17 protein-coding genes and 1 pseudogene are annotated in these 25,703 nt (G+C 31.0%); 14 read left to right on the plus strand and 4 right to left on the minus strand.

Annotated features, from left to right (window positions below; genetic code table 11):
* The first annotated feature begins 75 nt into the window (after positions 1-75).
* From AXY43_RS25280 to AXY43_RS25295, 4 genes are all read left to right on the plus strand, one after another.
* The gene (locus tag AXY43_RS25280) at positions 76-759 is read left to right on the plus strand and encodes an ABC transporter ATP-binding protein (RefSeq protein ID WP_065416982.1); all 684 of its coding nucleotides are present in this window, start codon (positions 76-78) and stop codon (positions 757-759) included.
* Entirely contained in the window at positions 756-3,350 is a 2,595-nt protein-coding gene (locus tag AXY43_RS25285) for an ABC transporter permease (protein ID WP_105412349.1), read from the plus strand. The genes AXY43_RS25280 and AXY43_RS25285 overlap by 4 nt, the downstream gene beginning before the upstream one ends.
* Before the next feature lie 754 nt (positions 3,351-4,104).
* A complete protein-coding gene (locus AXY43_RS25290; RefSeq protein ID WP_105412350.1) occupies positions 4,105-4,767 on the plus strand; it encodes a hypothetical protein in 663 nt (220 codons plus the stop codon).
* Between the two features lie 77 nt (positions 4,768-4,844).
* Positions 4,845-5,024 (plus strand): hypothetical protein, encoded by a 180-nt coding sequence (locus tag AXY43_RS25295; RefSeq protein ID WP_077869958.1) that lies wholly within the window; start codon positions 4,845-4,847, stop codon positions 5,022-5,024.
* Between the two features lie 154 nt (positions 5,025-5,178).
* On the opposite strand, the gene AXY43_RS25300 is transcribed toward AXY43_RS25295, so the two are convergent.
* Both AXY43_RS25300 and AXY43_RS25305 read right to left on the minus strand, forming a co-directional pair.
* Positions 5,179-6,117 (minus strand): FAD:protein FMN transferase, encoded by a 939-nt coding sequence (locus AXY43_RS25300; protein ID WP_105412351.1) that lies wholly within the window; start codon positions 6,115-6,117, stop codon positions 5,179-5,181.
* On the minus strand, positions 6,110-7,057 hold the full coding sequence (locus tag AXY43_RS25305) for a LysR family transcriptional regulator (RefSeq protein ID WP_105412352.1): 948 nt from the start codon (positions 7,055-7,057) through the stop codon (positions 6,110-6,112). Before AXY43_RS25305 ends, AXY43_RS25300 begins: the two co-directional genes overlap by 8 nt.
* Positions 7,058-7,502: 445 nt before the next feature.
* Between AXY43_RS25305 and AXY43_RS25310 the strand changes: the two genes are divergently transcribed.
* The 8 genes from AXY43_RS25310 to AXY43_RS25345 all read left to right on the plus strand — a co-directional run bounded on the left by AXY43_RS25310 (position 7,503) and on the right by AXY43_RS25345 (position 18,589).
* Positions 7,503-8,102 (plus strand): NADPH-dependent FMN reductase, encoded by a 600-nt coding sequence (locus AXY43_RS25310; protein WP_012058282.1) that lies wholly within the window; start codon positions 7,503-7,505, stop codon positions 8,100-8,102.
* Between the two features lie 14 nt (positions 8,103-8,116).
* The gene (locus AXY43_RS25315) at positions 8,117-10,540 is read left to right on the plus strand and encodes a flavocytochrome c (RefSeq protein ID WP_105412353.1); all 2,424 of its coding nucleotides are present in this window, start codon (positions 8,117-8,119) and stop codon (positions 10,538-10,540) included.
* Positions 10,541-11,239: 699 nt separating this feature from the next.
* Entirely contained in the window at positions 11,240-11,965 is a 726-nt protein-coding gene (locus AXY43_RS25320; protein ID WP_181246126.1) for a DsbA family oxidoreductase, read from the plus strand.
* 220 nt (positions 11,966-12,185) lie between these two features.
* Positions 12,186-13,505, plus strand: a complete 1,320-nt coding sequence (locus AXY43_RS25325; RefSeq protein WP_105412355.1) for an SEC-C metal-binding domain-containing protein — start codon at positions 12,186-12,188, stop codon at positions 13,503-13,505.
* 251 nt (positions 13,506-13,756) lie between these two features.
* Positions 13,757-14,365 (plus strand): hypothetical protein, encoded by a 609-nt coding sequence (locus AXY43_RS25330; RefSeq protein WP_087702700.1) that lies wholly within the window; start codon positions 13,757-13,759, stop codon positions 14,363-14,365.
* 718 nt (positions 14,366-15,083) lie between these two features.
* The gene (locus AXY43_RS25335; RefSeq protein ID WP_105412356.1) at positions 15,084-16,301 is read left to right on the plus strand and encodes an ammonium transporter; all 1,218 of its coding nucleotides are present in this window, start codon (positions 15,084-15,086) and stop codon (positions 16,299-16,301) included.
* A gap of 495 nt (positions 16,302-16,796) precedes the next feature.
* Positions 16,797-17,192 carry a hypothetical protein gene (locus tag AXY43_RS25340; protein ID WP_105412357.1) on the plus strand — a complete coding sequence of 132 codons (396 nt, stop codon included), beginning with the start codon at positions 16,797-16,799 and terminating at the stop codon, positions 17,190-17,192.
* 275 nt (positions 17,193-17,467) lie between these two features.
* Positions 17,468-18,589, plus strand: a complete 1,122-nt coding sequence (locus tag AXY43_RS25345; protein ID WP_243099107.1) for an IS4 family transposase — start codon at positions 17,468-17,470, stop codon at positions 18,587-18,589.
* A 246-nt stretch (positions 18,590-18,835) separates the two neighbouring features.
* Here AXY43_RS25345 and ppsA read toward each other — a convergent pair.
* Both ppsA and AXY43_RS25355 read right to left on the minus strand, forming a co-directional pair.
* A pseudogene (gene ppsA / locus AXY43_RS25350) lies at positions 18,836-21,459 on the minus strand (phosphoenolpyruvate synthase).
* Between the two features lie 58 nt (positions 21,460-21,517).
* Positions 21,518-22,105 carry a TetR/AcrR family transcriptional regulator gene (locus AXY43_RS25355; RefSeq protein ID WP_181246123.1) on the minus strand — a complete coding sequence of 196 codons (588 nt, stop codon included), beginning with the start codon at positions 22,103-22,105 and terminating at the stop codon, positions 21,518-21,520.
* A gap of 308 nt (positions 22,106-22,413) precedes the next feature.
* Here AXY43_RS25355 and AXY43_RS25360 point away from each other — a divergent pair, with 308 nt between their 5' ends.
* Together AXY43_RS25360 and AXY43_RS25365 are read left to right on the plus strand one after the other, a co-directional pair.
* Positions 22,414-23,028: a TetR/AcrR family transcriptional regulator gene (locus AXY43_RS25360; RefSeq protein ID WP_105412359.1), complete on the plus strand. Its 615-nt coding sequence runs from the start codon at positions 22,414-22,416 to the stop codon at positions 23,026-23,028.
* Positions 23,029-23,042: 14 nt separating this feature from the next.
* A complete protein-coding gene (locus tag AXY43_RS25365) occupies positions 23,043-25,697 on the plus strand; it encodes a phosphoenolpyruvate synthase (protein ID WP_105412360.1) in 2,655 nt (884 codons plus the stop codon).
* Positions 25,698-25,703 lie beyond the last annotated feature (6 nt).

Consider the following 25,703-nt stretch of genomic DNA (forward strand, 5'->3'; position numbering starts at 1 on the left):
TAATAATAAAGTCACTGTAAAGTCATCTGAACTATATATACTAAAACCATGATAAAAAAACTTGGAGGTTTTAAGATGGAAATACTAAGAATAGAACACTTATCTAAGGTATATGGCAGCGGGGATACTGCGGTGAAGGCACTTAATGATGTATCCTTTTCAGTAGAAAAAGGAGAATTTGTCGCAATTATTGGACCATCAGGTTCAGGAAAATCAACTTTGCTTCATATGCTTGGAGGGGTAGATAGACCGACTAGTGGCAAGGTTTTAGTAGATAACACTGATATTTATAATTTAGATGAAACACAGCTGGCTATCTTTAGGCGAAGACAAATCGGACTTATATATCAATTTTATAATCTTATTCCAGTACTCAATGTAGAAGAAAATATTACTCTCCCACTACTGCTTGATGGACACAAAGTAGATAAGAAGCAGTTTGATGAGATAATAAAAATACTTAACTTAGAGAAAAGGCTCAATCATTTGCCTAACCAACTTTCTGGTGGACAACAACAAAGAGTGTCTATAGGAAGAGCTCTTATAAGTAATCCGGCTATAATGCTTGCTGATGAGCCAACTGGAAATCTAGATAGTAAGAATAGTAGTGAAATAGTTGATTTATTAAAAATGTTTAATAAAACTTTTAACCAAACCCTTATAATAATTACTCATGATGAGCGTATTGCATTACAAGCTGACAGAATCATAGCAATAGAAGATGGTGAAATTAAAAAGGATGAGGTGGTTCGCTCGTGAATATAATAAATAAATTGACTTTAAGGCATTTAAGACTAAATAAAAAGAGAACAATTGTAACTATAATAGGTGTAATTATCTCAGCGGCAATGGTAACTGGTGTGGCTACTCTCGTAGTTTCTTTTATGGATGTAATGCAAAGACAAAGTATAGCCAATGAAGGGGAGTGGCATGTTGTCTATAAAGATATTGATAACGTTCAGCTCCAATCAATAAAAAGTGATAAAAATACGAAGAATGTTATTTTGAGTAGGGATTTAGGATATGCAGTGTTAAATGGAAGTAAAAATGTTAATAAACCTTACTTATTTATACAGGAGTACAACAAAGAAGGTTTTAGGAAGTTTCCAGTTGAATTAAGTAAGGGAAGGCTCCCAGAAGCTACAAATGAAGTTGTAATTTCAGAGGACATTATAAACAATGCTAAAGTTAACTACAAAATAGGAGATACTCTAACTGCTGATATTGGAAAGAGATATTCCGACAATAGAGTTTTGACACAGAACGATTATTTTCAAAAGAATAAAGATACTCTTGGAGAAACTTTAACAAAGGAAAAAACAAAAACTTATAAAATTGTAGGTATAATAAAGCGTCCTAAGTTTGAGCCCACATGGGCTCCAGGTTTTACAGTACTTGGTTATGTAGATGAAAATAATGTTACTTCTAAGGAAAAAGAAAATGCGTTTGTAATATTAAAAAGTATTAACAGAGGGCTATTTGATCATGCAAAAGATATAGCAGTACAAAATAAAATAAAAACAGTAGAGTTTAATAATAGCTTACTTAGATATCATGGAGTTGTTAAGGATGATTCAATGCACAATATGATTCTTGGTCTATCAGCTATAATGATTATAATAATAATGGTTGGATCTATTTCGCTCATATATAATGCTTTTGCTATTTCTGTATCAGAACGTTCAAGGTATTTAGGAATGCTATCAAGTGTAGGAGCTACTAAAAGACAAAAGAGAGATTCAGTGTTTTTTGAAGGAGCAGTTATAGGAGTAATAGGTATTCCAATTGGAATTATTTGCGGATTTTTAGGTATGAGCCTTACGTTCCTATGTGTAAACTCTATGATTAGGGGTGTTTTGGGAGTTACTGAAAACTTTAGGGTAGTTGTATCGCCATTAATTGTTATTGCTGCCATTGTAGTTTCTGCTCTTACTATACTAATATCAACATATATTCCTGCAAAAAGAGCTTCAAGTATATCTGCTATCGATGCTATTCGTCAAACCTCGGATATAAAATTAACAGGTAAAGAGATAAAAACTTCAAGGTTTACAGAAAAAGTGTTTGGTATTGAGGGAAATATAGGACTTAAGAATTTAAAAAGAAATAAAGGTAGATATAAGGCAACAGTATTTTCTTTGACTATCAGTATGGTATTGTTTTTAAGTGTAAACTCTTTTGCTTCGGATTTAAAGAAGTCTGTTATTTTAAGTCAAGATGGAATAAATTTTGATATAAATGTATTGGTTACAGGTAAAAATGTAGAGGAAAAAAACAATACAGTTAAAAAAATAAGCGCTCTTGATAATATAAAAGAGCTTAACCAAGTAAATACTTTTGATGCAAGGGTATGGATTAATGAAAACTCCATGGCAGACTACTTGAAAGGTGATGACAAAAGTATAATGAAAAATGGAGCATATCCTTATAGTATTAATGTAAATGCATTAGATAATGAAGCTCTTAAAATATATGCAAAAGAAGTTGGAGTAGATTTTAACTTATTAAAAGATACAAATAAGATTTCTGCAATAGTTATTGATACAGTTAAATATAAAGATATGCAGACTAAAAAATATATTCAAACAAAGGCCGTAAAAGTAAATAAGGGAGAAAAGCTAGATTTACTTTATCATAGCTTTGAACCAGAAAAAGATGAGCCGCTAACATCAGTAGAAATAGCAGCTGCTACAGATAAATTACCGACAGGAGTTTTTTCTCAAGAGGCAAATCCAGGGTTTAACATTATAGTATCTAGAGAAGTATTTGATAAAATAATAGGTGTTCGTGGGAATATAGTTGAAAGCATAGATACAAACTTATTTATAAAGAGTAATGATCCTGTGACACTTCAGACAGATATTGAAACTATTATAAATGCTGGGGGTGACAATAGAATGTCTATTCAAAATGTATTTATGAATAGACAAAGAGAAAATCAGATTATTGTACTTATGTCAGTTTTTGGATATGGATTTGTTGCACTAATTATAGCTATCTGCGTTGCAAATATACTTAACACAATATCCACTAGTGTTGCTCTTAGAAAGAGAGAGTTTGCTATGTTAAAATCTGTTGGAATGACACCAAAAAGCTTCAATAAAATGATAAACTATGAAAGTATATTTTATGGCATTAAATCACTTGCATATGGACTTCCAGTAAGCATTGGAATAATGTATTTAATTCATAGAATAATCATGGGAAAATTTAATTTTCATTTTATTCTTCCATGGGTAAGCATTTTATCAGCTGTAGTTTCTGTATTTATAATTGTTGGTGTAGCAATGCTTTATTCTAGCTCAAGAGTAAAAATGGAGAATATTATAGATGCACTTAAGAGTGAATAGTATAAATACAATTATTTAATATCTATGATAAAAAGTTAGTTAGCTATAAAATAAGAAAAAGCTTTGGAGAATATCCTTAGCTTTTTTTATTTTATTAAAAGTTAGTATAGAGCTTTATTTCGTGCTAACTTTTATGTTTTAATATCAATATTTATACCTGATATTAAGATAAAAAAATATGTTACTAAATATTAAAATTAAACGATTTAGAAAGTTATAATGAATATTATCCATATATATATTGCAAAAATAATTCTTCATTATGATTCTAAAACTATTGCAAGAATTTTAGCCGTAATTGTGAATTGTGAAATGTGCATTGTGAATTGCAACATATATACATTAATAAATAATGAGGCGGATTTCATAAGTAAGGTTATTAGTATGTAATATATTTTGGATTAAAATAAGATAAGATTTTCTGGTGGATTTCAAAGGTCACCTTAATTATTTTAGAGCTAGGTGTTGGCTTCTATACCCCTGTTATTATCCGCTGCCCATTCAAAGAAATAGAAGAAAAGCATCATAATGTTTTACTACGTCGCATGAATTTGGATTATCCTGAATTGCTGGAAAAATATTAGAAAAAAGTTTATCTTTCGATAATGACATATGCAAGGTTATAGGGGATTTAAAAACAAAAAATATAGTATAATTTCCTGACAAGATATCTATTGATATGTTAAATTATGTAACATTTCAATAAAATTAATCATATATTGAACTATATCAAAGATTCAGGAGGCGTAGTTTGATGCACGATTTAAAAGAAAAAATAAAAACGGTGGAAATAAATCTACCCAAAGGGAAAGTAGTGATTGTTCTACCGGAAGATGTACCTGTAGATTATACAGAGATTAAAAAGATTGAGGAGCAACAAAGAGAAGCTGATCTTGGAAACTCTAACGGAGTTCCTGCAACAATTTCATTAGCTTCTGTAAGTGGAGATTTACTTCAAACTTATAGAACAACTGATGAATTCTTTCTATATTTCAATTATATATCAAGAACTGTAGTCCTAAAGTCAGAACATTTACTTGCAAGGACCTATGATATGAATTTAAATACAATAGATACTAAAATAGTATCAAAAGTAGTAATGTCATTAAAGGACTTTATTGCTGCTAGATTTAATTTCTTATCCTTACCGTCTCAAAACCCACAAAATGCACCAATGCATGTAAATGAAATATGGGTTGCTAACAATGCTATTGTTTATAATACAAGAAATGTGGACGATATCATGTTTTTAGGGCATAAGGGAATTGGTCTTGTTACTACAGAGGAAACTGCGCTCTTTACAGTTTTGTATCAAAATGGCAAGGTCACAGCGGAAAATGTATCTACTTTCATGATTATTTCTACAAGGCGTTTAACCACTTATTTATATAACGCAATAGATACTAATTTATCATAATTTAAAAGGGGCTATTTCAACAGCCCCGTTATGAAAGTATTAGTTATAAAAACCTTATGCATTACGGAAATCAAGTTATGCCAATTGTTGAGGAATTTATTTATTCTGATAAGTATAGTAATCAAAATTATTTTAAACAAGGAAAGGACTCCATATTTTTTACCATATTACCTAATGTGATTATAGATTACAGTGTTACTTTAGGAAGAATATTAGGCAGCTTAATTACAATTGCAGTGATGGTAATAATGGCATAATACTTATGAAACACTTCTTTAAAAATTTTTTAGAAATGTAGTGGATTTATAAGGTCATGCTTCGCCTCCAACATAAAATCCACGACCATTTGTATGTGGCTTAAATAGCTACTTACAAGCGGTTGTGTTTTTTGAAAGGTAAAGGTAGGGAATATTACATTGTTAATGGAGATATTCTTCCTATAAGATTATTTGTATAGGCTAGTTTTCCGTCCACAGTTATTACAACAGCACCCATACCTTTAATTCTATTAACTCTATGAATAATTGAAGCAGCATCTAATCCAAACAATTTTGTAGTATATATATCGCAGTCTATGGATTTATCAGCAATAATAGTTAAAGAAGCTATATTACTTTTTATTGGGTAGCCTGTTTTGCTGTCAAATATATGGTGGTATTTACGTCCATCCTTTTCAAACATTCTCTCATATATTCCTGAGGTTACAACGGATTGATCTTTTATTTTGACAAGTGCCACTGCATTTCCTCTTGGTAGAAATGGATTTTGTATTCCTACCTTCCAGTCAACGCTGTTTGATGGTGAGTCTCCAAAAACGAGAACATTACCTCCCATATCTACCATAGCTGAAACAGCGCTATTTTCCTTAAAGAATTCCATAACTTTATCAGCAAAATAGCCCTTAGCTATGGCGCCAAGGTCTATTTCAATGCCTTTTTTTAAGAAATACACGGTCTTTTTTTCATCATCTAGTTGTATATTTTCAGGCTTTAAAAGTTCTAATACATTTGCTATAGCTTCTTTCTCTGGTACATGTGCCTCCTTAAAACCTATTCTCCATAATTTTATTAATGGTCCTATTGCAATATTTAAATATGTATTCTCACATAAACTATGTTTTTTTCCTATTTTTATCAGCTCATACAGCTCTGCATCCACTTCTTGCGGAGCTAGTGGAGCTGTTTTTTTTAGCATGGCAAGCTGTGAGTTATCACTGTTAGCACTAAAGACTTTTTCATAATTAATCAGCATATCACAAGCCTTTTCTGCAAGCTTTTCAGCAGATTCTCCCTTTATATATAGAGAGATCTTTGTTCCCATAAGATATATTATCTTCGTATACTCATTCATTTTGCTCTCCTACAATGTAATTATTTTGTCCGTGAATTAGAAATGCATCTATAAGGTCTTTATCAATATCAGTTAGTTTTTTTTCACTGTGATATGCTATAAAATAATCTAAACTCAGCTCATCAATTGGAATTTCATATATGTTGTATTCAGATGGACACTCCTTTACATAGACGCTTTCTGGTATAAAGGTCAGTCCCAAATTACTCGCTGCAAGGTTACGTGCAGTATTTATTTCGGTGCTTTCCATTATGATCCTTGGTTCCACCTTATAAACGCTTAATAATTGATCTATCTGCTTTCTTATAGCAGAACCCTTGGAAGTTAGTATCAGCTTTTGAGACAATATCTTGTTTATGTCGATAGTTCCTTCTGGAATAATGGCGACATCTTTCTGATATAGATCACAGCAGCGAGGAATAATAGCACGGTATCCGTGTCTGCCCCAAGTAATCGAGTTTAAGTTCGGAGAAATATTTCTTGAATTTTGTCCAAGCCAAAAATCCAATTCACCATTCAGAATGAGTTTCTCATTTTTTTCTGGTAAAACCTCTGAAAGCTCTATTCTACAGTTTGGATGTATATCCAAAAACTTTGGTAAAAAAAGAGGTAAAAGGTAGGTCCCAAGGCTAGGAAGCACTCCTATCTTTATAACCTTGCTATCTATATCTGACACAGCTGATATTTCCCTAATCAGCCTCGCATAATTATTTTCTATTGAAGTTAAATACTGATAATATATCTTCCCCTGTTCGGTTAATCGATATGGAAGCTTGTTACGACTTATAAGCTCACAGTTTAACTGACTTTCTATCCTTTTAATACTCTGTGTCAAGTGAGGTTGAGAAATATAAAGTGATTTGGCAGCCTTGCCATAATTACTGTGCTTTAAAATTGCATCAATATAATACAAAATATCTTGAGAATAGTATTTTGACATTTAATTCATCCTTTTGTGAAATAATTAGGCACATGAAAATAAATAACGAGTCACAAATAGCCTTGCTTGCAAGTGGACTTGTTATTGATCTGATGTCTAGCCGCTGTAACACTCCCGCTTCTATAAGCGGGAGATAAGTGAGAATCCAAATCTTGTATTTGGTTAATCGAATTTATACAAATCACATTAGTGATTTGTGAAACAGCGGCACGACCCTAGATAAGTTCAACTAAGATTCAGATGGAGATCAAACTCCACCTGAATCAAGTTTCACTTGATTTGATAGTGCCTTACTCATTTAATCTTGTGTTCGATTATAACAAATATGTTATCAAACTTCAATAAATAACTATTAGATATAATATATGTAACATGTTAAAATTATATCAAACAATTATTAAAATTATGAAGTTATGAAATTTTGAAATACAGAAAGGGGATTACTATGAAGTATTTAGCAATTGTAGGCACTAACTCAGATGTGTCAACTAATCGTATGCTGCTTCAATTTATGCAAAAGCATTTTTCGAGTGAGGCAGAGATAGAACTATATGAAATTAAGGATTTACCTGCATTTAATGAACCAGAGGATTCTGATGTTCCCGAAAAGGTAGCAGAATTATCTGATAAAATTTTAAAAGCAAATGGTGTAATAATAGCAACTCCAGAGTATGATCATGCCATACCAGCGGTTTTAAAGAGTGCTCTTGAATGGATTAGTTACACTAGTCAGGCACTTACTGACAAGCCTGTTTTAATAGTGGGGGCTTCTCTTGGTACACTTGGTTCTTCTCGTGCACAGGCACATCTTAGACAAATACTTGATTCACCTGAGCTTGCTGCTAGAATCATGCCAAGCAGTGAATTCCTTTTAGGAAAATCACAAGGGGCATTTGATAGCGCAGGAAATCTTATTTATTCAGATAAGCTAACAGAACTTGATGAAATTTTTAGAGAGTTTCTTCTATTTACAGATATTACATCAAAACTTTTAGCAGAAAAAGTTTTACATAAAAAAGTTAAAAAATTCACATGGCAAGAGTAGGAGGATTAATATCAATGAAATTTATAGCAATTGTTGGAACTAGTGCAAAAAGATCATATAATCGTAAACTACTTCAGTTTATGAAAAAATACTTTGAGTCGAAGGCAGAAATAGAAATACTTGAGATTACAGATGTTCCTATGTTTAATCAATCTGATAATCAATCCTCAAGTGAAGTAATACAAATGTTCAATAATAAGATTACGGCAAGTGATGGTGTTATTATAGCTACTCCTGAGTATAATCACTCAATTCCATCTAGTCTTAAAAGCTTAATTGAATGGCTAAGCTTTGATCTTCATCCACTTGCCGGCAAACCAGTAATGATCCTTGGTGCGTCACTTGATGTTCAAGGTTCTTCTCGTGCACAGCTACATCTTCGTCAAATCTTAGATGCACCAGGTGTTGATGCAAATGTAATGCCAGGATATGAATTTTTACTTGGAAGCGCAAATAAAGCATTTGATGAGGAAGGTAATCTAAATAATGAAAGAACCATAGACTTCTTAGAAATATGCTTCTTACGCTTCATGCGTTTTGCAAATATTTCAAATCAACTTAACGAAGAAGAAGAGTTTACCTTTAACCCAGGAGTATATGAGGTAGATGCAATAGGTCATAGTGGAAGTCTTCCAATGAAAGTATCCTTTAGTGAAGACAGAATAGAAAGTATAGATATAAATACAGATGGAGAGACAGAAGGACTTGCAGATGTAGTTTTTGTAAGAATACCAGATAAAATAATTGAAGGACAGACATTAAATGTCGATGCTCTTTCTGGTGCTTCAGAAACTAGTAATGCTGTATTAGATGGTGTAGCCAAAGCAGTTAAGCTTGCAGGAGTTAACCCTGACATACTTAAGAGACGTCCAAAGCCTGCTAGCAGTCTTATAAAAGAAGACGAAGAATATACTTGTGATGTAGTAGTTGTAGGCGGAGGCGGTGCTGGATTAAGTGCAGCTGCAACAGCGCTGCAAAATGGTAGAAGTGCTATTGTTCTTGAGAAATATCCAGCAGTAGGTGGAAATACCATACGTTCAGGTGGTCCTGTCAATGCTGCAGATCCAGAGTGGCAGATGCAGTTTCAAGAAAATAAAGGAGAAAGACATACAATTGAAGAACTACTAGCTACAGATGAGAGCTTAATTCATACAGAATACATAGATGATTTCCGTGCACTTAGAAAAGAGTTTTCAGAATACAAGAAAAAGTTTGAAACACAAAAAGGGCATCTATTTGACTCTCCACTACTTCACAGAATGCAAACATATTTTGGTGGTAAAAGAACTGACCTTAATGGTAACACAATATATGGCCAATATGACCTAGTAAAGATACTTACAGACAGAGCTTTAGAGAGTGTTAAATGGCTAGAAGATATAGGGGTTGAGTATGATAAGAGCATAGTATTTGCTCCAGTTGGTGCACTTTGGCGTCGTGGTCATAAGCCTACTAAAAGCCATGGTTCATCATTTATACTTGCACTAACAAAATATGTACAAGATAGCTCAGGAAAAATCATTACTGATAGTCCTGTAAAAGAATTTATCATAGAAGATGGTGAAATAAAAGGAGTTATAGCAACTGGTGTTAATGGCCAAAAGATAACTGTTCATGCAAAAGCGGTAGTCCTTGCAAGTGGTGGTTTTGGCGCGAACACAAAGATGCTGAAAGAATACAACACTTACTGGAATGAAATAGCTGATGATATAAAAACTACAAATTCATATGCTATGACTGGTGATGGAATAGTACTTGGTAAATCTGTAGGAGCAGCACTTACAGGAATGGGCTTCACTCAAATGATGCCTGTAGCTGATCCTGAAACTGGTGAACTATTCAGTGGAGTTCAAGTACCTCCTGAAAACTTTGTAATGGTAAATAAAGAAGGAAAAAGATTTATTAATGAATTCTCTGGAAGAGATGTATTAACAAAAGCTGCAATTGAACAGGGTGGTTTATTCTACCTTATAGCTGATGATGAAATAAAGAAAACTGCAGCTAATACAAGTCAAGAAAAGTTAGACCGTCAGGTAGAAGCTGGTACTTTATTTAGAGCCGATACCCTAGAAGAGCTAGCAGTAAAAGTTGGTATGGATCCTGCAGTTCTTGTAGACACAATTAATAAATATAATTCATATGTGGATGCTGGTTTTGATCCTGAATTCCATAAGGATACATTTAGCTTAAAAGTAGAGAAAGCACCGTTTTATGCTACTCCAAGAAAGCCAGCAGTTCATCATACAATGGGTGGACTTAAGATAGACACTAAAGCCCACGTATTAGATGAAAATGATAAACCAATTAAAAATCTTTATGCTGCTGGAGAAGTTGCTGGAGGTATCCATGCAGGTAACCGTCTTGGCGGTAATGCATTAACTGATATATTTACCTTCGGAAGAATTGCTGGTAAAACTGCAATTGATGAAATGAAATAGTTAAGGCACATGAAAATAAATAACAAGTCCAAAGTTGCCATGCATATTTTTCATCAGGCAAGGAGGCAAAGTGCCATCATAGCGGGCCTATTATGGCATTTTGCCGACGCAGGACGATGGAAAATAGGTCGGCAAATGGGCTTGTTATTTATTTGATTGTGCCTAATGTTTAGATAAAGAGCCAGATACAAAGACGAAGAGCCTATAACACGCATAAGTGAAAATGCTGTTATAGGCTCTTTCTATTATTCTTCATTAGATATTGTACATTTGATACGATACGGTTAGCTTCCATCATGAAACCTACGAAAATTTGTGTTTTTTTATTTTAAAGAAATGAATTCATTATAAAAATTAAGTTTATCTTTTAAATGTTCGGGAGAGTATACATGATATCGAAATAGGTAAAAGGACTGTAGATAAAGAATAATTGATACTGATGTTATATACTAATTACAGCAAAAAATATATTGACAAGCGCAATTGTATTTATTACAATTAAATTGAAATAAATACTTTGTGATGCTATAAAAAAGATAAATTTTAGTTTTTGTATTTTTATAAAGCAAGGTGGTTTAGCCATATTAGCAATAATTCTATTAATTTATTTAATGTAGGAATTAACATGAGAGAATTAAGAGAAGGTTTGATTTTTAATTAAAATTTTATAATATAAATACTAGGAAGGAAGTGTTAGAAATGAAAATAGAAGTATGGTCTGATTTTATGTGTCCATTTTGCTATTTAGGCAGAAGAAGATTAGAAATTGCTTTAAATAAATTTGAACATAGGAATGAAGTTGAATTAGTTTTTAGAAGTTTTGAACTTGATTTTGCAGCTAAAAAGAAATTTGATGGAAATATTCATGAAATAATAGCAAAAAAGTATGGCATATCAGTAGAGCAAGCTAAAGCATCAAATAATCAAATTGTTGAACAAGCTAAGGCTATTGGTCTTGAATATGATTTCGATAATTTAATTCCAACTAATACTTTTGATGCACATAGGATAACACACTATGCAAAAACAGAAGGCAAGATGAATGAATTAGCAGAAAGAATTTTAAAAGCATACTTTATAGATTCACTAAATATATCTGATTATAAAGTATTGGCTGGCCTAGCTGGTGAAGTTGGTCTTAATATTGATAAAGCTTTACAAGTATTGGAATCAGATAAGTATGGAGCTGAAGTGAGAAATGACGAAGAAAGCGCCTCAAAGCTTAAAATAAGCGGTGTTCCTTACTTTGTATTTAATAATAAATATGCAATATCTGGTGCGCAACAACCTGAGTTGTTTTTAGAGATGTTGGAGAAAGTAAGAAAAGAAGAACTCTCATTACCAATAGAGAAATTTACAGTGGAAGAACAAAGTCAAGATGATAGTAGTTTAGGAATTTGTTCAGATGGCAAGTGTAAAATTTGAGACTGTATTGGAATGATTAATTTTTTGAAAAATTAATAAAGAACTAAGATTTGGCTATTTCAAAATAGGAATTTAATTTCAATTTTGAAATAGCCTTTGGTATTTTATCAGATATAATAGAAAGTATTAGTGAGTTATTGACTTAAATTTAATTTATATATAAAATCAAATTTGTACTTAAGGAGTAGATTGATTTTATATACAGAGGAGATAGAATTGTTTGAAGAAAAAGAATGATTATAATAAACAAATAAAAAATGGAGAAGAAAATACAGGGAAATGCATTGAGATGAAAAAGTGCAATGAAGAGGAAAAAGAAAATAATAAATGCAAAAACTGTGGAGAACCAGCAAGTTATTTTAGTGATGAAAATAATGGTTGGCTATGTGAGGATTGCAGGAGCATAGAAGATAGATTAGATAAACTTGCTAATAAAATAGAGAAAAAGCTAAGTAAAAGAGTTTATTCTTTTGATTTAAATGAATTAATAAATTGTTTGTCTAAAGATGAAATATATAATATAGCAAGAAATCTTGGAGTAAATAAGATATCAGGTTTAAATAAAGAAAAATTAATTGAAACATTACTTAAAGAATATAAGAATTTGGTTGAAAAAAGAGCTTTATTCTTTGACGAGGAAAGATATAGGATTTTAAAAAGTTATGTGGATAGCAAAGGTGTAAAACTTTTTGATGATATTGATGAAGAGGAAGCAGATAAGAGTGTATATTTTATACAGCAAGGAATGCTCTTTCCAACTGTAAAAGATGGTGTATCAATATTTTTAATGCCTGAAATAGTACAAGCATTAATAAAAGAAAGAAATAGTATTGAATATAGACGTGTAATAAAATTTAATAGTGAAATTGTAAATATCTTTAGGGCAATGAATAAAGTATATGGTATTTTAAAACTAACAGATGCTAAAGAGATAATAGAAAGATATTTGAATATAGAAAATTGTGAATTAGAAGAGTTAATTAGAGAGGCAACATATTACTACAATGAATATAGAGAAGAAGGAATGTTTATTGTTAATAATGAAATAGATAATTTTGATGAACTATTAAAGGATATAGATACAGAAAAAGATTTGAGTTATGCCATGATTTCGAAAGAAGAATTATTAAATATGTTAGAAGAAAATTGGGTTTATAATAGTAAAGCAGGAAAAACTTTTTATAAAGAGTTTACTAATATGTTTAGAGTAGATAGAGACATGTTAATAGCTATGATGGAAGACTTGATTTTTGATGTTCAAGAAAATGAACCTAAAGATGCAGTAGATAAAATGATAGAATTAATTAATATTGAAAATGAAGAAGCCAGATATGTTGCATCGAGTATGATGAATAAATTTGTTAAGAAAATTAGGTTATGGAGATATAAGGGTTCAACTACTAATGATATTAAATCAAATGTAGTTAGCTTAAAGGCAAATAAGGATATAAAAAGAAATGATCCTTGTCCATGCGGTAGTTTAAAAAAATATAAAAAGTGTTGCGGTAAAGATGAGAAGGTTATTAATTTATTTGAATAATTATTAGATAACTTTAATTAAGGAACCAGAAATAAAATAACAAATTAAGTATGCAAAATATACAAGTATAATTATTAGTTATTTTTTTGACGGTTCCTTGTTAATTTTCAAAATATTATTCATTATAATTGCTCCTTTTATTTTATTGTGATAAAATTATCGCGTACCTTGATAATAATTTAATACAAATATTTTTACGAGTACAATTATTTTAATACATAGTATCTTAAAAGATACCAAGGAGTGTAAGCATGCAAGAAAACTTAAGCTTAGAAAATTTAAATGCAGAAGAAATATGGGAAAAGTTATATAACAAAGAATTAAATTGCAAGAAGAACATTTTAGAATATATTGATATTGCAAAGATACTAAAAAAGGGTGAAGCTGACCCAGAAAAGATTCAAGATACTTATAATTTTATCTATGATAATATTGAGAAGATGTCAGATAAAGTTAAACCGAATACTATTATGTATCTTCAAAATGAATTAAAAAATCAGTTTGGTAAATATGTAGTTGAAAAGGAGCCTAAAGAAGAAGATGCCTTTATAAAATTCTTTAAGGAAGCATACCCTGTAAAAGATAGAAGAAAAGACTTTACTTGGGTTATGATGAATATTAATAACATAGTAGAAGAACAAATTTGGACTACATTAATTCATATTAACAGAGAATATATATGTCAAAGAGTTAAATTAGAAGCTGAAGAAAAAGAAGCTATAATTAAAATGATAGAAAAGGTAATTAAAAAAGGTAATATAAAATATATTAATCAAATAAAAAGTTTAGATAAAGTATTAAATAATTTAAATATTAAAATAGTAAATGACAAGGATAAATTCAAGGTTAAAAAATTATAATTATGTAAAAAGAATTTTAGTAATGCGCAAGAGCATTGTTAAAATTCTTTTTTATTCTCTAGGAATTTATATTCGATTCAAATCTGTGGATAACTTATGAAAAGGCTGATTAAGAATGTTATGCTTTATAAAGAGAATAAAAAAGAAAATATATTCGCCTGCATAAATTGTTTCCTTCGTTATGGCCATTGACCTCTATATTAGAATTATTCCATGTTTTATAGATTACTGGAGGATTTAGGCATTATTATGATAATAAAATAAGCATTTGTATTTTTAAATGTAAATAATATTGACAAAATTCTGTGAGGATAATATACTATGAAATAAGAACGACGACGTTCGACAAACATACTTTTAAAAGTATATTTTTCGAATGCCGTTTTTTTATACAAAAAAATAGGACATTATAATTAGTTGAGAAAAAGAATTCAAAAATTAATTTTTAGGTAATGCACAGTTATTTTTAAGCTAAGTTACATTCAAAAATTAAAAAAACTTATACATAAATAGCTGAAATTTTGTTTTGAGATTTGAGGCATATTCAAAAAAATAACCAGTCCATCTGCTAGCCTATTTTCCATCATCCTGTGTCGGCAGATTGCACTAATAGGGTTGCTATGAGCACAATCCACCTCCTTGCCTGATGAAAAATATACATGGCATTTTGGACTCGTTATTTTCTTTCATATGCCTAACATACTAAGGAGGATTTTATATGGAAATTAATTTAGGCGATTGCAGTTTTATATTGATCTGTTCAGCACTTGTACTTTTAATGACACCAGGACTTGCATTTTTTTATGGTGGAATGGTTCGTAGGAAAAATGTTTTAAATACATTGATGTCTTCATTCTTTGTTTGTGGATTAGCATCAATAATGTGGGTTTTAGTAGGTTATTCATTGTCTTTTGGTAATGATTTTCATGGGATAATAGGTGGACTTAATTTCTTAGGTTTTAATGGGGTAGGAACAGAGCCTTCAGCATATGCACCCACAATACCTCAAGAGCTTTTTGCTGCATTTCAAATGATGTTTGCAATAATTACTCCAGCGCTTATAACTGGAGCTTTAGTAGAAAGAATGAAGTTTTCAGCATTGTTCATATTTGTAGCTATATGGTCACTTTTAGTATATTATCCAATGGCACATATGGTATGGGGAGCTGGTGGATTAATAAGTTCTTTAGGTGCCGTTGATTTTGCTGGAGGAAATGTAGTTCATATAAGTTCAGGTATTTCGGGCCTTGTAGCTTGTATTATGTTAGGTAAGAGACGTGGACATGGAATTATGGCATATAGACCACATAATATTCCATTTGTAGTTCTTGGAGTAGCATTACTTTGGTTTGGATGGTTTGGATTTAATGCAGGTAGTGCGCTCGGAGCTGGTCCACTTGCTGTACATGCATTCATGACAACAAATACTGCAGCAGCTGCAGCTATGCTTTCATGGATGTTGATTGAAAAAGTAAAACATGGTAAGCCAACATTACTTGGAGCAGCAACAGGAGCAGTATTAGGGTTTGTTCCACTTTGGTCATCAATTATAATTGGTATAGCAGTATCTCCAATTTGTTTCTTCTTTGTTGAAAAAGTAAAAGCTAAGTTTGGATATGATGATGCACTTGATGCTTTTGGATGTCATGGAATCGGTGGAATTTGGGGTGGTATTGCAACTGGAATTTTTGGACAAACTGCAATTAATCCTGTAGCACAATGGAATGGTCTTTTCTATGGAGATGTTAAACTTTTCATTGCACAAATAATGAGTATTGTAATAACAATAATATTTGCAGGTGGGATGACTTTCTTAATTATAAAAGTTATGAAAATGTTTATGGATATTAGAGTTGATAGCTCAGAAGAAGCTGATGGACTTGATGTAGCTGAACATGGGGAATCTGCTTATCCATCATTTAATGGATTAGACTAGGAATATAATGCATGAATGCATAAAATGGAGAAAGTATAATATTAAAAAATAGAATTAAAAAAATTCTATGGTGGATTTCAAAGGTTGTGCTTCGCCGCTACCATGAAACCCACGACAATACATTAAGAGGATAACCGCTGCATGGCGGAAATTCACAAAGGGGCTGTCGCACTAAATATGTTAGTTTTGCAACAGCCCCTTTATTTTGCTTTGAAACATATCCACTGGTGAAAATTTAAACCTTCGAGATATTTAATTTAATGGTGCAAGAATAAAGTTAAATAATCTTTAGAAAATCCTTAGAAATATAGCAAGGTATTCTTTAAAAATTATGCTTATTATTAGAATATAGCCGGTAAGAATAAGATATTTAGAATGAAAGATGGCACAGTATTTATATGATTGTAGAATATCTATGATTTATTAAGAAACAAATACATAATTCTTTAAAACTGATTATACTTTTATCATAATATTTTAATAAAGGAGGATATCATGAAATTAAACTCTTATCAAAAATTTTTTGTATGCATTATACTTTTTGGATTAATTGCATTATTATCATGTTACACAGTTATAAAAGAAAATAATAAAACAACATCAATAACTAGGCGTATGAGTACAAATAGAGAATGGACAGATTCTTCAAAAATTCCTTATACAATTACTTTTAATCAAGGAGATATTATACGATTTAATTATAAATCAACTATTAAAGATGGAAAATTATTGCTAAGATTTGTTGATTCCCAAGGAAACTTAATATATGAGTTTGATCCAGGGAAAAAGGGAGAAAAGGATATAAAAATAGAGAAAACCGACATATATGAGCTTTTTATAGAAGGAGATAAATTTAAAGGAAATTACGAGATAATATGTGAAAAATCTTGAATAATAAAGTAGCAACTTAGTATGCTACGTTCTACCTTTGAGCACTGCGGCTTATTAATTTTCTTTTCTCTTTTCATGAGTATGTACCTCCAGTCTTAGAGTTTAAGAAAGCGGCCCAGATTGGGTCGCTTATATAGTTGAACTTTTTTATTCTATAGGAATTTATCATATGTGTTGATTAACCAAAAAATAGAAGTGAAAATATATAAAAAATGAGGTCATTCTGTAGTAATATTAAAGTGCGAACCAAAATAATACTTAAGGAGAATGCCCTCATGAAAAATACTACCACTATATTTGATATATTTCAAACATTTTTAAGTGAAAAGGAAGTTGAAAAATTTAGTGAAATTTTAGAATATGTTGATACTGCAAGAAAATTCACATTATATGATTTAATAAAATTCTTTATTGCAGCAGCTACGAATGAATATAAGAGTTATAGGGATGGCGTTGAGCATATGGAATCAGTAGGGCTAACACCAGTTGATTATTCAACTATTTCTAAAAAAGCCTCTAAGGTAGATTACAAAATTTCTAAAACTTTATTTGAGATTATTGTTTCTAAATGTAATCGTAGAATGCGAAGAATTCTAAATTTGCCAAAACAATTAATAGCAATTGATTCAACTACCGTGACCGTAGGTGAAAACCGTCTTAAATGGGCAAAATTTAATGGGAAGAAATCTGGAATAAAACTTCATATATCTTTAAATATTAATGACTTTACACCACAAAAAGTTATTGAAACTATTGCTAAAAAGCATGATGGACCGATAGGTGAAGGTTTAATAGATGTACACTCTATTTTAGTTGAAGATAGGGCTTATGAAAATCATGAGAGATTTGATATGTTTAAAGAAATAAAACAATCTTTTGTTATAAGAATAAAAAATAATACAATACTTTCAAAACCAAAGAAATTGAGAAGTTTAGGAGTAGTAGAAAATTCTTCTGTAATTCGAGATGTTACATGTTATTTAGGAAAAGAGACTAAAAAAACTCAAAATAGATTTAGAGTAGTTGAATTTACTGATTATTATGGTAAATCAGTAAAAGTGTGCACTGACCTAATGAACATTACTCCAGAAAAAATAGCAGAAATATACAAGGAACGTTGGAAAATTGAAACCTTCTTTAAATTTATAAAACAAAACTTGAATGTAAAAAGAATATTTGGAACAACTGAAAATGCTGTCTATAATCAACTTTTCATATCATTGATAGCTTATGTTTTGCTTCAATTTACTTATGTTGAAACGACTAAAAATTTAAAATATGTTAAATTATCACTAATTCAATTTGTAAGAAAATTGCTTAAAAAAAGTCTTAAGGTCGAAGTCTATATATCTATTAACTTATTTTTGAAAAATATCAAAAATAAGTTAATAATTTAAAGTAAAAATTTGGTTAATCAACACTTGTGGGAATTTATAATGTAATAGAATCTGTGGATAACTTATGAAGAAGGCTATTTAATTAGTTTTTGTATAGAAAAAGAATAAAAAAGAAATCTTATTCGCCTGCCAGATTTTCCTCACATGCGTTCGGAAAGGCAGATGCGTAAAAAAAATCTACGGCTCCACAGTCGCCTGCGATTTTTTTATTTCTACTGAAACAGAAAATTTTACCTTTAAGTTAGTCTATAAGATTTCTATATAACCTTCTGTTCCATTTATTCTAATTCTTTCACCATCCTTAATAAGTTTAGTAGCGTCATCTACACCTGCCACTGCTGGAAGGCCATATTCTCTTGCAACAACAGCACCATGGGTCATCATTCCACCTACTTCTGTTACCAAACCTTTAACAAGCACAAAAATTGGTGTCCAGCTTGGATCAGTAAATTTTGTAATTAAAATATCGCCTTCTTCTATTTTTGCTTCATTCATATTTAAAATAACTCTAGCTCGTCCTTCAACAATACCAGAAGAAACAGGGGTTCCAGCTATTGCTCCTTTTGGCATATTACCTGTATCATATTCGCCAGAGATTATTTCTCCATCAGAAGTCATTATACGAGGTGGTGTCAATTTCTTATAAATTTCGTATTCTTCTTTTCTCTTAGTTATGATGCTGTAGTCAACATGTTTTGTTTTAACTGCTTTTTTAAGTTCATCAAAGGTTAGATAATATATATCATCTATGTCTTTGATTACATCATCTTGTTTTAATGTTTCGGCTTCTTTGAGTAATGCCTGTTTTACGATCCAGAAATAACATATTAAAAGATATTTATTGTACTCTCTATAGCCAGCAAAATTACGTAAAACACTCATGACTTTCTTTGTCTTTTTTAACTTCCTATTACCACCAGGCAGCTGCTTCAAGCGGCTTAATATTTCTTCTTCTTTTTGTTTAGCTTCAAGAAGTCCTTGTTCAAATTTAGTACTGTGGGCATTAGGCTCAAAATTCTTTATATTGCTTAGTATTAGTGGAACAAGAAGCATTGGATCTTCGTTCCATCTTGTTCGGGTAATATCAATTTCTCCAGGCAGCGCATACCATATTTTTTAAGATAATTGTGAATAGAATCGCTGACAATATTACCTCCATCTATTTTACTTAAGTCTTCAAAGAAAGTTTCTCTTTTTGCATTCTCAAGATATTCAATTACAGCTGGATACTGTCTTATTACATCCGCTACATCAAGGAGCTCTAATCCCATTTCGGAAGTAACGTTATTTGATACAGATTGAGCGAGGGTATCAGCTACACTTTTTTCACCAAGCCATTTCTTCATATTTTTGTTTATCCAGTTAGAGGCATAAGATCCTGCAAAATAAGCTCCATAGACTTTAAACATAGCAGCCTTTATATCCTTCATGTCCTTTACAATGAAATCAAAGAGCTCTTCTCCAGAAATAGAAGAAAATATTTTTTCTTTATTCCGAAGTAATACTTGATTTTCAGCTACGGATTTTTCAACAAAAGCTGGATCATTTCTGAGATATTCCTTTATCATCTGGATTCCAAAAGATAGGACACCTCCTTCTACATTTAAAGATGTATTTCCTTTAGGAAGCGATTTAAGGTATTCTTTTCGTTTTTGAAGATTTATAAGTGCACTCTTCATCAAAACATCTACCTTGTCTAAACCACTGATAAAAAGCTTTCTAGCTATTGGCGAAGCAAGATCATGGGATATATCCATATACAATCTTCCGCCTATCACGGGCATATTTGTTTGTATTCCAAATTGCTTAAAGAATATTTGGAAGAAACTTAAACCTAATGGTCTCATGGCTTCTGTCATCATTTGTCTATGAGCAAAGGATAAATAAACATGGTTTTTATTATCATTAACTTGTGGTGAAGGATATAAAGTAGTAATTGGACGACTTTGAACAACATAGAATTTATCATCATAAAGGCACCACTCAATATCCTGTGGACGACCAAAATAAGACTCAATCTTTCTACCCATATTACTAAGCTGTAAAATTTGATCATCTGTCAGTGTCTGCATATTTTGACGCTCACCTGTAATTTCTCTTTCTTCAGTACCGCCTTCTTTTAATGCATAAATAGCAAGTTTTTTAGAAGATATCTTTTTATCAATAATTTTATTTTCCTGCACTTTATAAATATCAGAATTCACAAGTCCTGAAACCAAAGCTTCACCAAGCCCAAAGCTGGCATCAATAGATACTATCTTTCTATTAGATGTAATAGGATCAGCTGTAAACATAATTCCTGCAGCTTGAGGAAACACCATTTTTTGAATAACTACAGACAAATGAACTTTGCCATGATCAAAGTTATTTTGCATACGATAGATTACAGCTCTATCTGTAAACAGTGATGCCCAGCACTTACTTATATGCTTAAGAATAGAAGGTTTTCTCATAATGTTTAAATAAGTATCCTGCTGTCCTGCAAATGAAGCTGTTGGTAAATCCTCAGCTGTAGCACTAGAACGTACAGCATAAGCATATTTTTCACCAAACTTTGAAAGATAAAAGGTTATTTCATCATCAATGTCATTTGGAATTTCTATCTCCTCAATAACCTTACGAATCTTTCCGCTTATTTCAGCGATTTTTTCTATGTTTTCTATATTTAAAAGGGATAATTCATTTAATAGTGAATTAAATTCGTTGTTATTTCCAATTATCTTTTTATAAGCTTCAGTAGTTATACAAAATCCTTCTGGTACAATTATTCCATCAATTCTAGATAACTCACTAAGGTTAGCGCCCTTACCTCCAACAATTGCTAGTTTTGTTTTATCAATATCTTGAAAACCAAGTACGTATGGATTCATAGGTATTTTCCTCCTTAATTCAATGAATAAAGCAATTGGATAATTTTATTATTAGTCCTTATTTATTTTTGATTCCTTCTTTGATTATATTAATGGCATCGATAACCTTTTTTAAATACTCATTTTCATCAAAGCCACTTTTAAAATATTCCTCCAAGGTATATGAGAAAAGCATATCCAAAACTATATCAGTATTAACTTCCTGCCTTATAAGCCCGCATTCCTTATTATGTTCTAGTTGTTTTCTATACTTTTCAATGGAAGCAGTACGCAACTTAGCAATAAATTCAGAGTTATCCATTTGCATAAGCATGCCTATCTTGGTGTATTCAGGTTTAGCTTTACCTAATTCAAGTGACTCTTTAGTTTTTTGTATAAAAGTTTCAAAAAACTCATCATCTGGATTTGAAACTCTTTCAGGGATAAGCTTCTTCTTTTGATTTGAAATTTCTTCTATCATATATAAGTAGAGGTCTTCTTTATCATTAAAGTATTGATAAAAACTTCCACGGGGTATTCCTGCTGTTTTAATAATCTGATTAATAGATGCATCACTGAAAGAACAAGTAGAAAATTCTTGTACAGCTGCATCAAAAATTCTTTGCTTTTTGTCTTCATTCAAATTTTTAAAAGTATCTTTAGGCATAAAATCATCTCCTCTTGAGGACATCATAGCATAAATTTTTTCGTATGACAAGTGTGTCATGTGACAAAGTTGTCATGTGAAAAATTGGATTATTGAGCATGAGGGATAAGAAAAGGTGAAGAATTACGTCCATCAATACAGTTTAAAGTTTTAGATTAGAGTTTAGGATTATTAATAACCATCTTTTGGTCGTGGTTTTTATTTAAAAGTCTTAATATAAAGAATATTGACGTCTGAAAATATTTGATGTAGTATAAAAATATACGGAGTTCAAAAATATACTGAGTATAAAAGTGGGAGAGATTTTGATGATAAATAGAAGAGAACGTAAAAAAGAATTAACTAAGGAAATAATAATTGATAGTGCATTAGCTCTTTTTGAAGAAAAGGGTTTTCAAGAAACCTATATGGAGGAAATAGCAACGAAATCGGATATTTCTAAGGGTACGTTATATAATTATTTCCAAGATAAAGAGTCAATATTATCAGCTTATTTTCAGGCCCTTATAAATAATCATGATAATAATTTTAATGAAGTTAGTGAAAAATTCAAAGAAACAAGAGATATAAAAGAAACATTGAATAAGATATTAGATTTCATAAATCATATATTTAGAGAAAATATTCAATATACAGCAATTTATTTTAGATACAGACTCCAAACACTTTTTAACGCTAATCCCATAGATAATCCTAATAGAAGTGGATTGGAAAATTTGATTTCAGAAGTTATAAAAAACGCACAAGAAAATAAACAGCTTAGAAATGACATTTCTTCAATAATAATGGCAAGAAATTTTCAATTCATGTACATGAATTATTTTATTTCAAGTATTTATGGAAATGATAATATCGATTTAGAATTATCAAAGAGCCAAATTATAGAATTATTTTTAAATGGAGCAAAGCTTCAAAAAAATTAGGGGAGATGATCACTATGGTAAATAAGTATACATTGTACTTTGATGAAATAGATAGAAAAGATTTATCACTTGTAGGAGGGAAGGGTGCAAATCTGGGAGAGATGACTAAGGCTGGTTTTCCAGTTCCTTTTGGATTTTGTGTAACTACAGAAAGTTATAAGGAATTTATAAATTATAATAAACTTTATAGTTTTATTGTAGAAGAAATTAAAGATGCAAATCTTGAAAATATTGCTACCATAGGGATTAAATTAAGAGAAAAAATAGAACAAGCAGAAATGCCTAGAAAAGTAGAAGAAGAAATCATTAAAGCTGCTGATAAGATTGGGATTGATAACTATTATGCCGTTAGATCAAGTGCTACAGCAGAAGATCTAGCTTTTGCCTCTTTTGCAGGTCAGCAAGATACATATCTTAATATTAAAGGAAAAGATTCGCTAATTAATGCAGTAAAAAACTGTTGGGCTTCATTATTTACTGATAGAGCAATACTTTACAGATTGCAAAATAAAATTCAACATGAAAAAGTGCATATGTCTGTAGTAGTTCAAAAAATGGTTCTTCCAGATATAGCTGGTATTATGTTTACTGCAGATCCTGTATCAGGGCATAGAGGAATTATTTCTATTGATGCAAGTTTTGGACTTGGAGAAGCGTTAGTTTCTGGTCTTGTATCTCCTGATATATATAAATTTAATAAGAAAAGAGAGGAAATAATAAATAAGACTATAGCAGAAAAGAAACTCGCTATAATGCCAATTCAAGGTGGTGGGACAAAAAAAGTTGATATTACAGGTGAAAAATCTACTAACCAAGTCATGGCGGATTCTGATATTAAAAGGCTTGCTGAACTTGGAATTAAAATAGAGAAGCATTATGGCTGCCCACAGGATATTGAGTGGTGTTTGGAAAATGGCGAATTGTATATTGTGCAGAGTCGTGCAATTACATCATTATTTCCACTTCCAACCCCTAATAACAATGATGATAACACTCATGTATATATTTCTATAAATCATCTTCAAGTGATGACCGATCCAATATCCCCTTTAGGGCTTGATTTATTTAGAGATATGCTGCCTTTTGGTAGAAATATTAAAAGAGAAGAAAAATATAAAATTTTAGCTTCAGCAGGTGGTAGGATTTATGCAGATGTAAGTGGCTTTATGAATTCTGAGAGAATAAAGGAAAAGCTTTTAGCTTTATTAACAAATGCAGATGCTTTGATGGCAGAGGCTTTAGGAGAGCTCTTAAAGAGAGAAGAATTTAAGGAAAAGTTTAAAGGAAATAAAGCTAACTTAAGACCCTTCTTAAAATATATAGCTCCAATAGCAGTTAAAGTTATGAAAAACCTTCTTTTCACTAACCTAACTGGAACGGTGGAGTTTATGAATAATTATATTAAGCAGCGTGAAGAAGATACATTGAAGGCTATTTTAAATTCAAAGAAAGGTACTAAAAAGTTAAATATAATACATGAAAAAGCAAGTCTTTATGAGGATGCTAAAATAATAGTACCATATTTAGCTCCAGGAATTATTGCTTTTAAGCTTCTTGAAAAGCTGGAAATGAAGCTTTTAGGAACAAATAATTATAGTAATATAATTGCAAAAGGTTTAGAAGGAAATATTACAACAGAAATGGGATTACTTACTGGAGATTTGGCGGATATGGTGAGAAAATCTCAAAGTTTAATTGATGAATTTGAAAATGAAGATTATGAAACTTTGGTTTCAAGAATAAATGAAATTAAAGGTAATGAGGAATTTAAGAGCTTTTTTAATGATTTTATAAATATGTACGGAGTGCGTGCTTCAGGAGAAATAGATATAGCTAGAGATAGATGGATTGAAAATCCTGAGCCACTTGTAAAATCAATACTTGCAACTATTAAAACTTCAGAGGAAGGCGCTCATAGGGAAGAATACAAAAATACTATAAAAAAAGCAAAAATAGCAACAGAAAATATGGTAGAAGAAATACAAAGAAAGCATGGCAAAATTAAAGCTAAAATTGTGAAAAGGCTTATATTTGTTTTAAGAAACTCTTTTCCAATACGAGAACATCACAAATTTATGATGATGAGACTTTGTATGATTTTTAAGAAGGAATTGCTAAAAGAAGCAGAAGATTTGGTTGTTAAAGGTTATTTAAATGAAGAAAAGGATTTTTTTTATGTAACATTCAGTGAATTATATAGAGCAATTGAAAATAATGAGAGTCTTAAAACAATAGTAGAACAAAGAAAAGAAGAATATGAACATTATAAAAAGTTAAATGCTCCTCGTGTTATTACAAGTGAAGGAGAAGAAATAAAAGGTGGATATAAGATAGGTGATCTTCCAAAAGGAGCACTTCCAGGTATTCCTGTTTCTTCAGGAGTTATTGAAGGAGTTGCGAAGGTAATAACTGATCCTTCAAAGGCATCCTTGAACAAGGGGGAAATTCTTGTAGCGCAATTTACGGATCCAGGATGGACACCACTTTTCATAAATGCAGCTGGATTAGTTATGGAAGTTGGAGGTCTACTAACTCATGGAACTGTAGTAGCCAGGGAGTATGGAATTCCAGCAGTTGTAGGAATATCAGAAGCTACCCAAAAGATTAAAACAGGTCAAAAAATCAGAGTGGACGGAAATAACGGGTATGTTATGGTAATAGAAGAATAGGCTAGC

It is taken from the genome of Clostridium sp. MF28 (assembly GCF_002969175.1).
Lineage (GTDB): Bacteria > Bacillota > Clostridia > Clostridiales > Clostridiaceae > Clostridium > Clostridium beijerinckii.

What these genes read in the sequence shown, in the direction of transcription:
- AXY43_RS25280 (WP_065416982.1), top strand. Translation starts at nt 76, where the DNA reads ATGGAAATACTAAGAATAGAACACTTATCTAAGGTATATGGCAGCGGG.
- AXY43_RS25290 (WP_105412350.1), top strand. Translation starts at nt 4,105, where the DNA reads ATGCACGATTTAAAAGAAAAAATAAAAACGGTGGAAATAAATCTACCC.
- AXY43_RS25295 (WP_077869958.1), top strand. Translation starts at nt 4,845, where the DNA reads ATGCCAATTGTTGAGGAATTTATTTATTCTGATAAGTATAGTAATCAA.
- AXY43_RS25300 (WP_105412351.1), bottom strand. Translation starts at nt 6,117, where the DNA reads ATGAATGAGTATACGAAGATAATATATCTTATGGGAACAAAGATCTCT.
- AXY43_RS25305 (WP_105412352.1), bottom strand. Translation starts at nt 7,057, where the DNA reads ATGTCAAAATACTATTCTCAAGATATTTTGTATTATATTGATGCAATT.
- AXY43_RS25310 (WP_012058282.1), top strand. Translation starts at nt 7,503, where the DNA reads ATGAAGTATTTAGCAATTGTAGGCACTAACTCAGATGTGTCAACTAAT.
- AXY43_RS25315 (WP_105412353.1), top strand. Translation starts at nt 8,117, where the DNA reads ATGAAATTTATAGCAATTGTTGGAACTAGTGCAAAAAGATCATATAAT.
- AXY43_RS25320 (WP_181246126.1), top strand. Translation starts at nt 11,240, where the DNA reads ATGAAAATAGAAGTATGGTCTGATTTTATGTGTCCATTTTGCTATTTA.
- AXY43_RS25330 (WP_087702700.1), top strand. Translation starts at nt 13,757, where the DNA reads ATGCAAGAAAACTTAAGCTTAGAAAATTTAAATGCAGAAGAAATATGG.
- AXY43_RS25335 (WP_105412356.1), top strand. Translation starts at nt 15,084, where the DNA reads ATGGAAATTAATTTAGGCGATTGCAGTTTTATATTGATCTGTTCAGCA.
- AXY43_RS25340 (WP_105412357.1), top strand. Translation starts at nt 16,797, where the DNA reads ATGAAATTAAACTCTTATCAAAAATTTTTTGTATGCATTATACTTTTT.
- AXY43_RS25345 (WP_243099107.1), top strand. Translation starts at nt 17,468, where the DNA reads ATGAAAAATACTACCACTATATTTGATATATTTCAAACATTTTTAAGT.
- AXY43_RS25355 (WP_181246123.1), bottom strand. Translation starts at nt 22,105, where the DNA reads ATGCCTAAAGATACTTTTAAAAATTTGAATGAAGACAAAAAGCAAAGA.
- AXY43_RS25360 (WP_105412359.1), top strand. Translation starts at nt 22,414, where the DNA reads ATGATAAATAGAAGAGAACGTAAAAAAGAATTAACTAAGGAAATAATA.
- AXY43_RS25365 (WP_105412360.1), top strand. Translation starts at nt 23,043, where the DNA reads ATGGTAAATAAGTATACATTGTACTTTGATGAAATAGATAGAAAAGAT.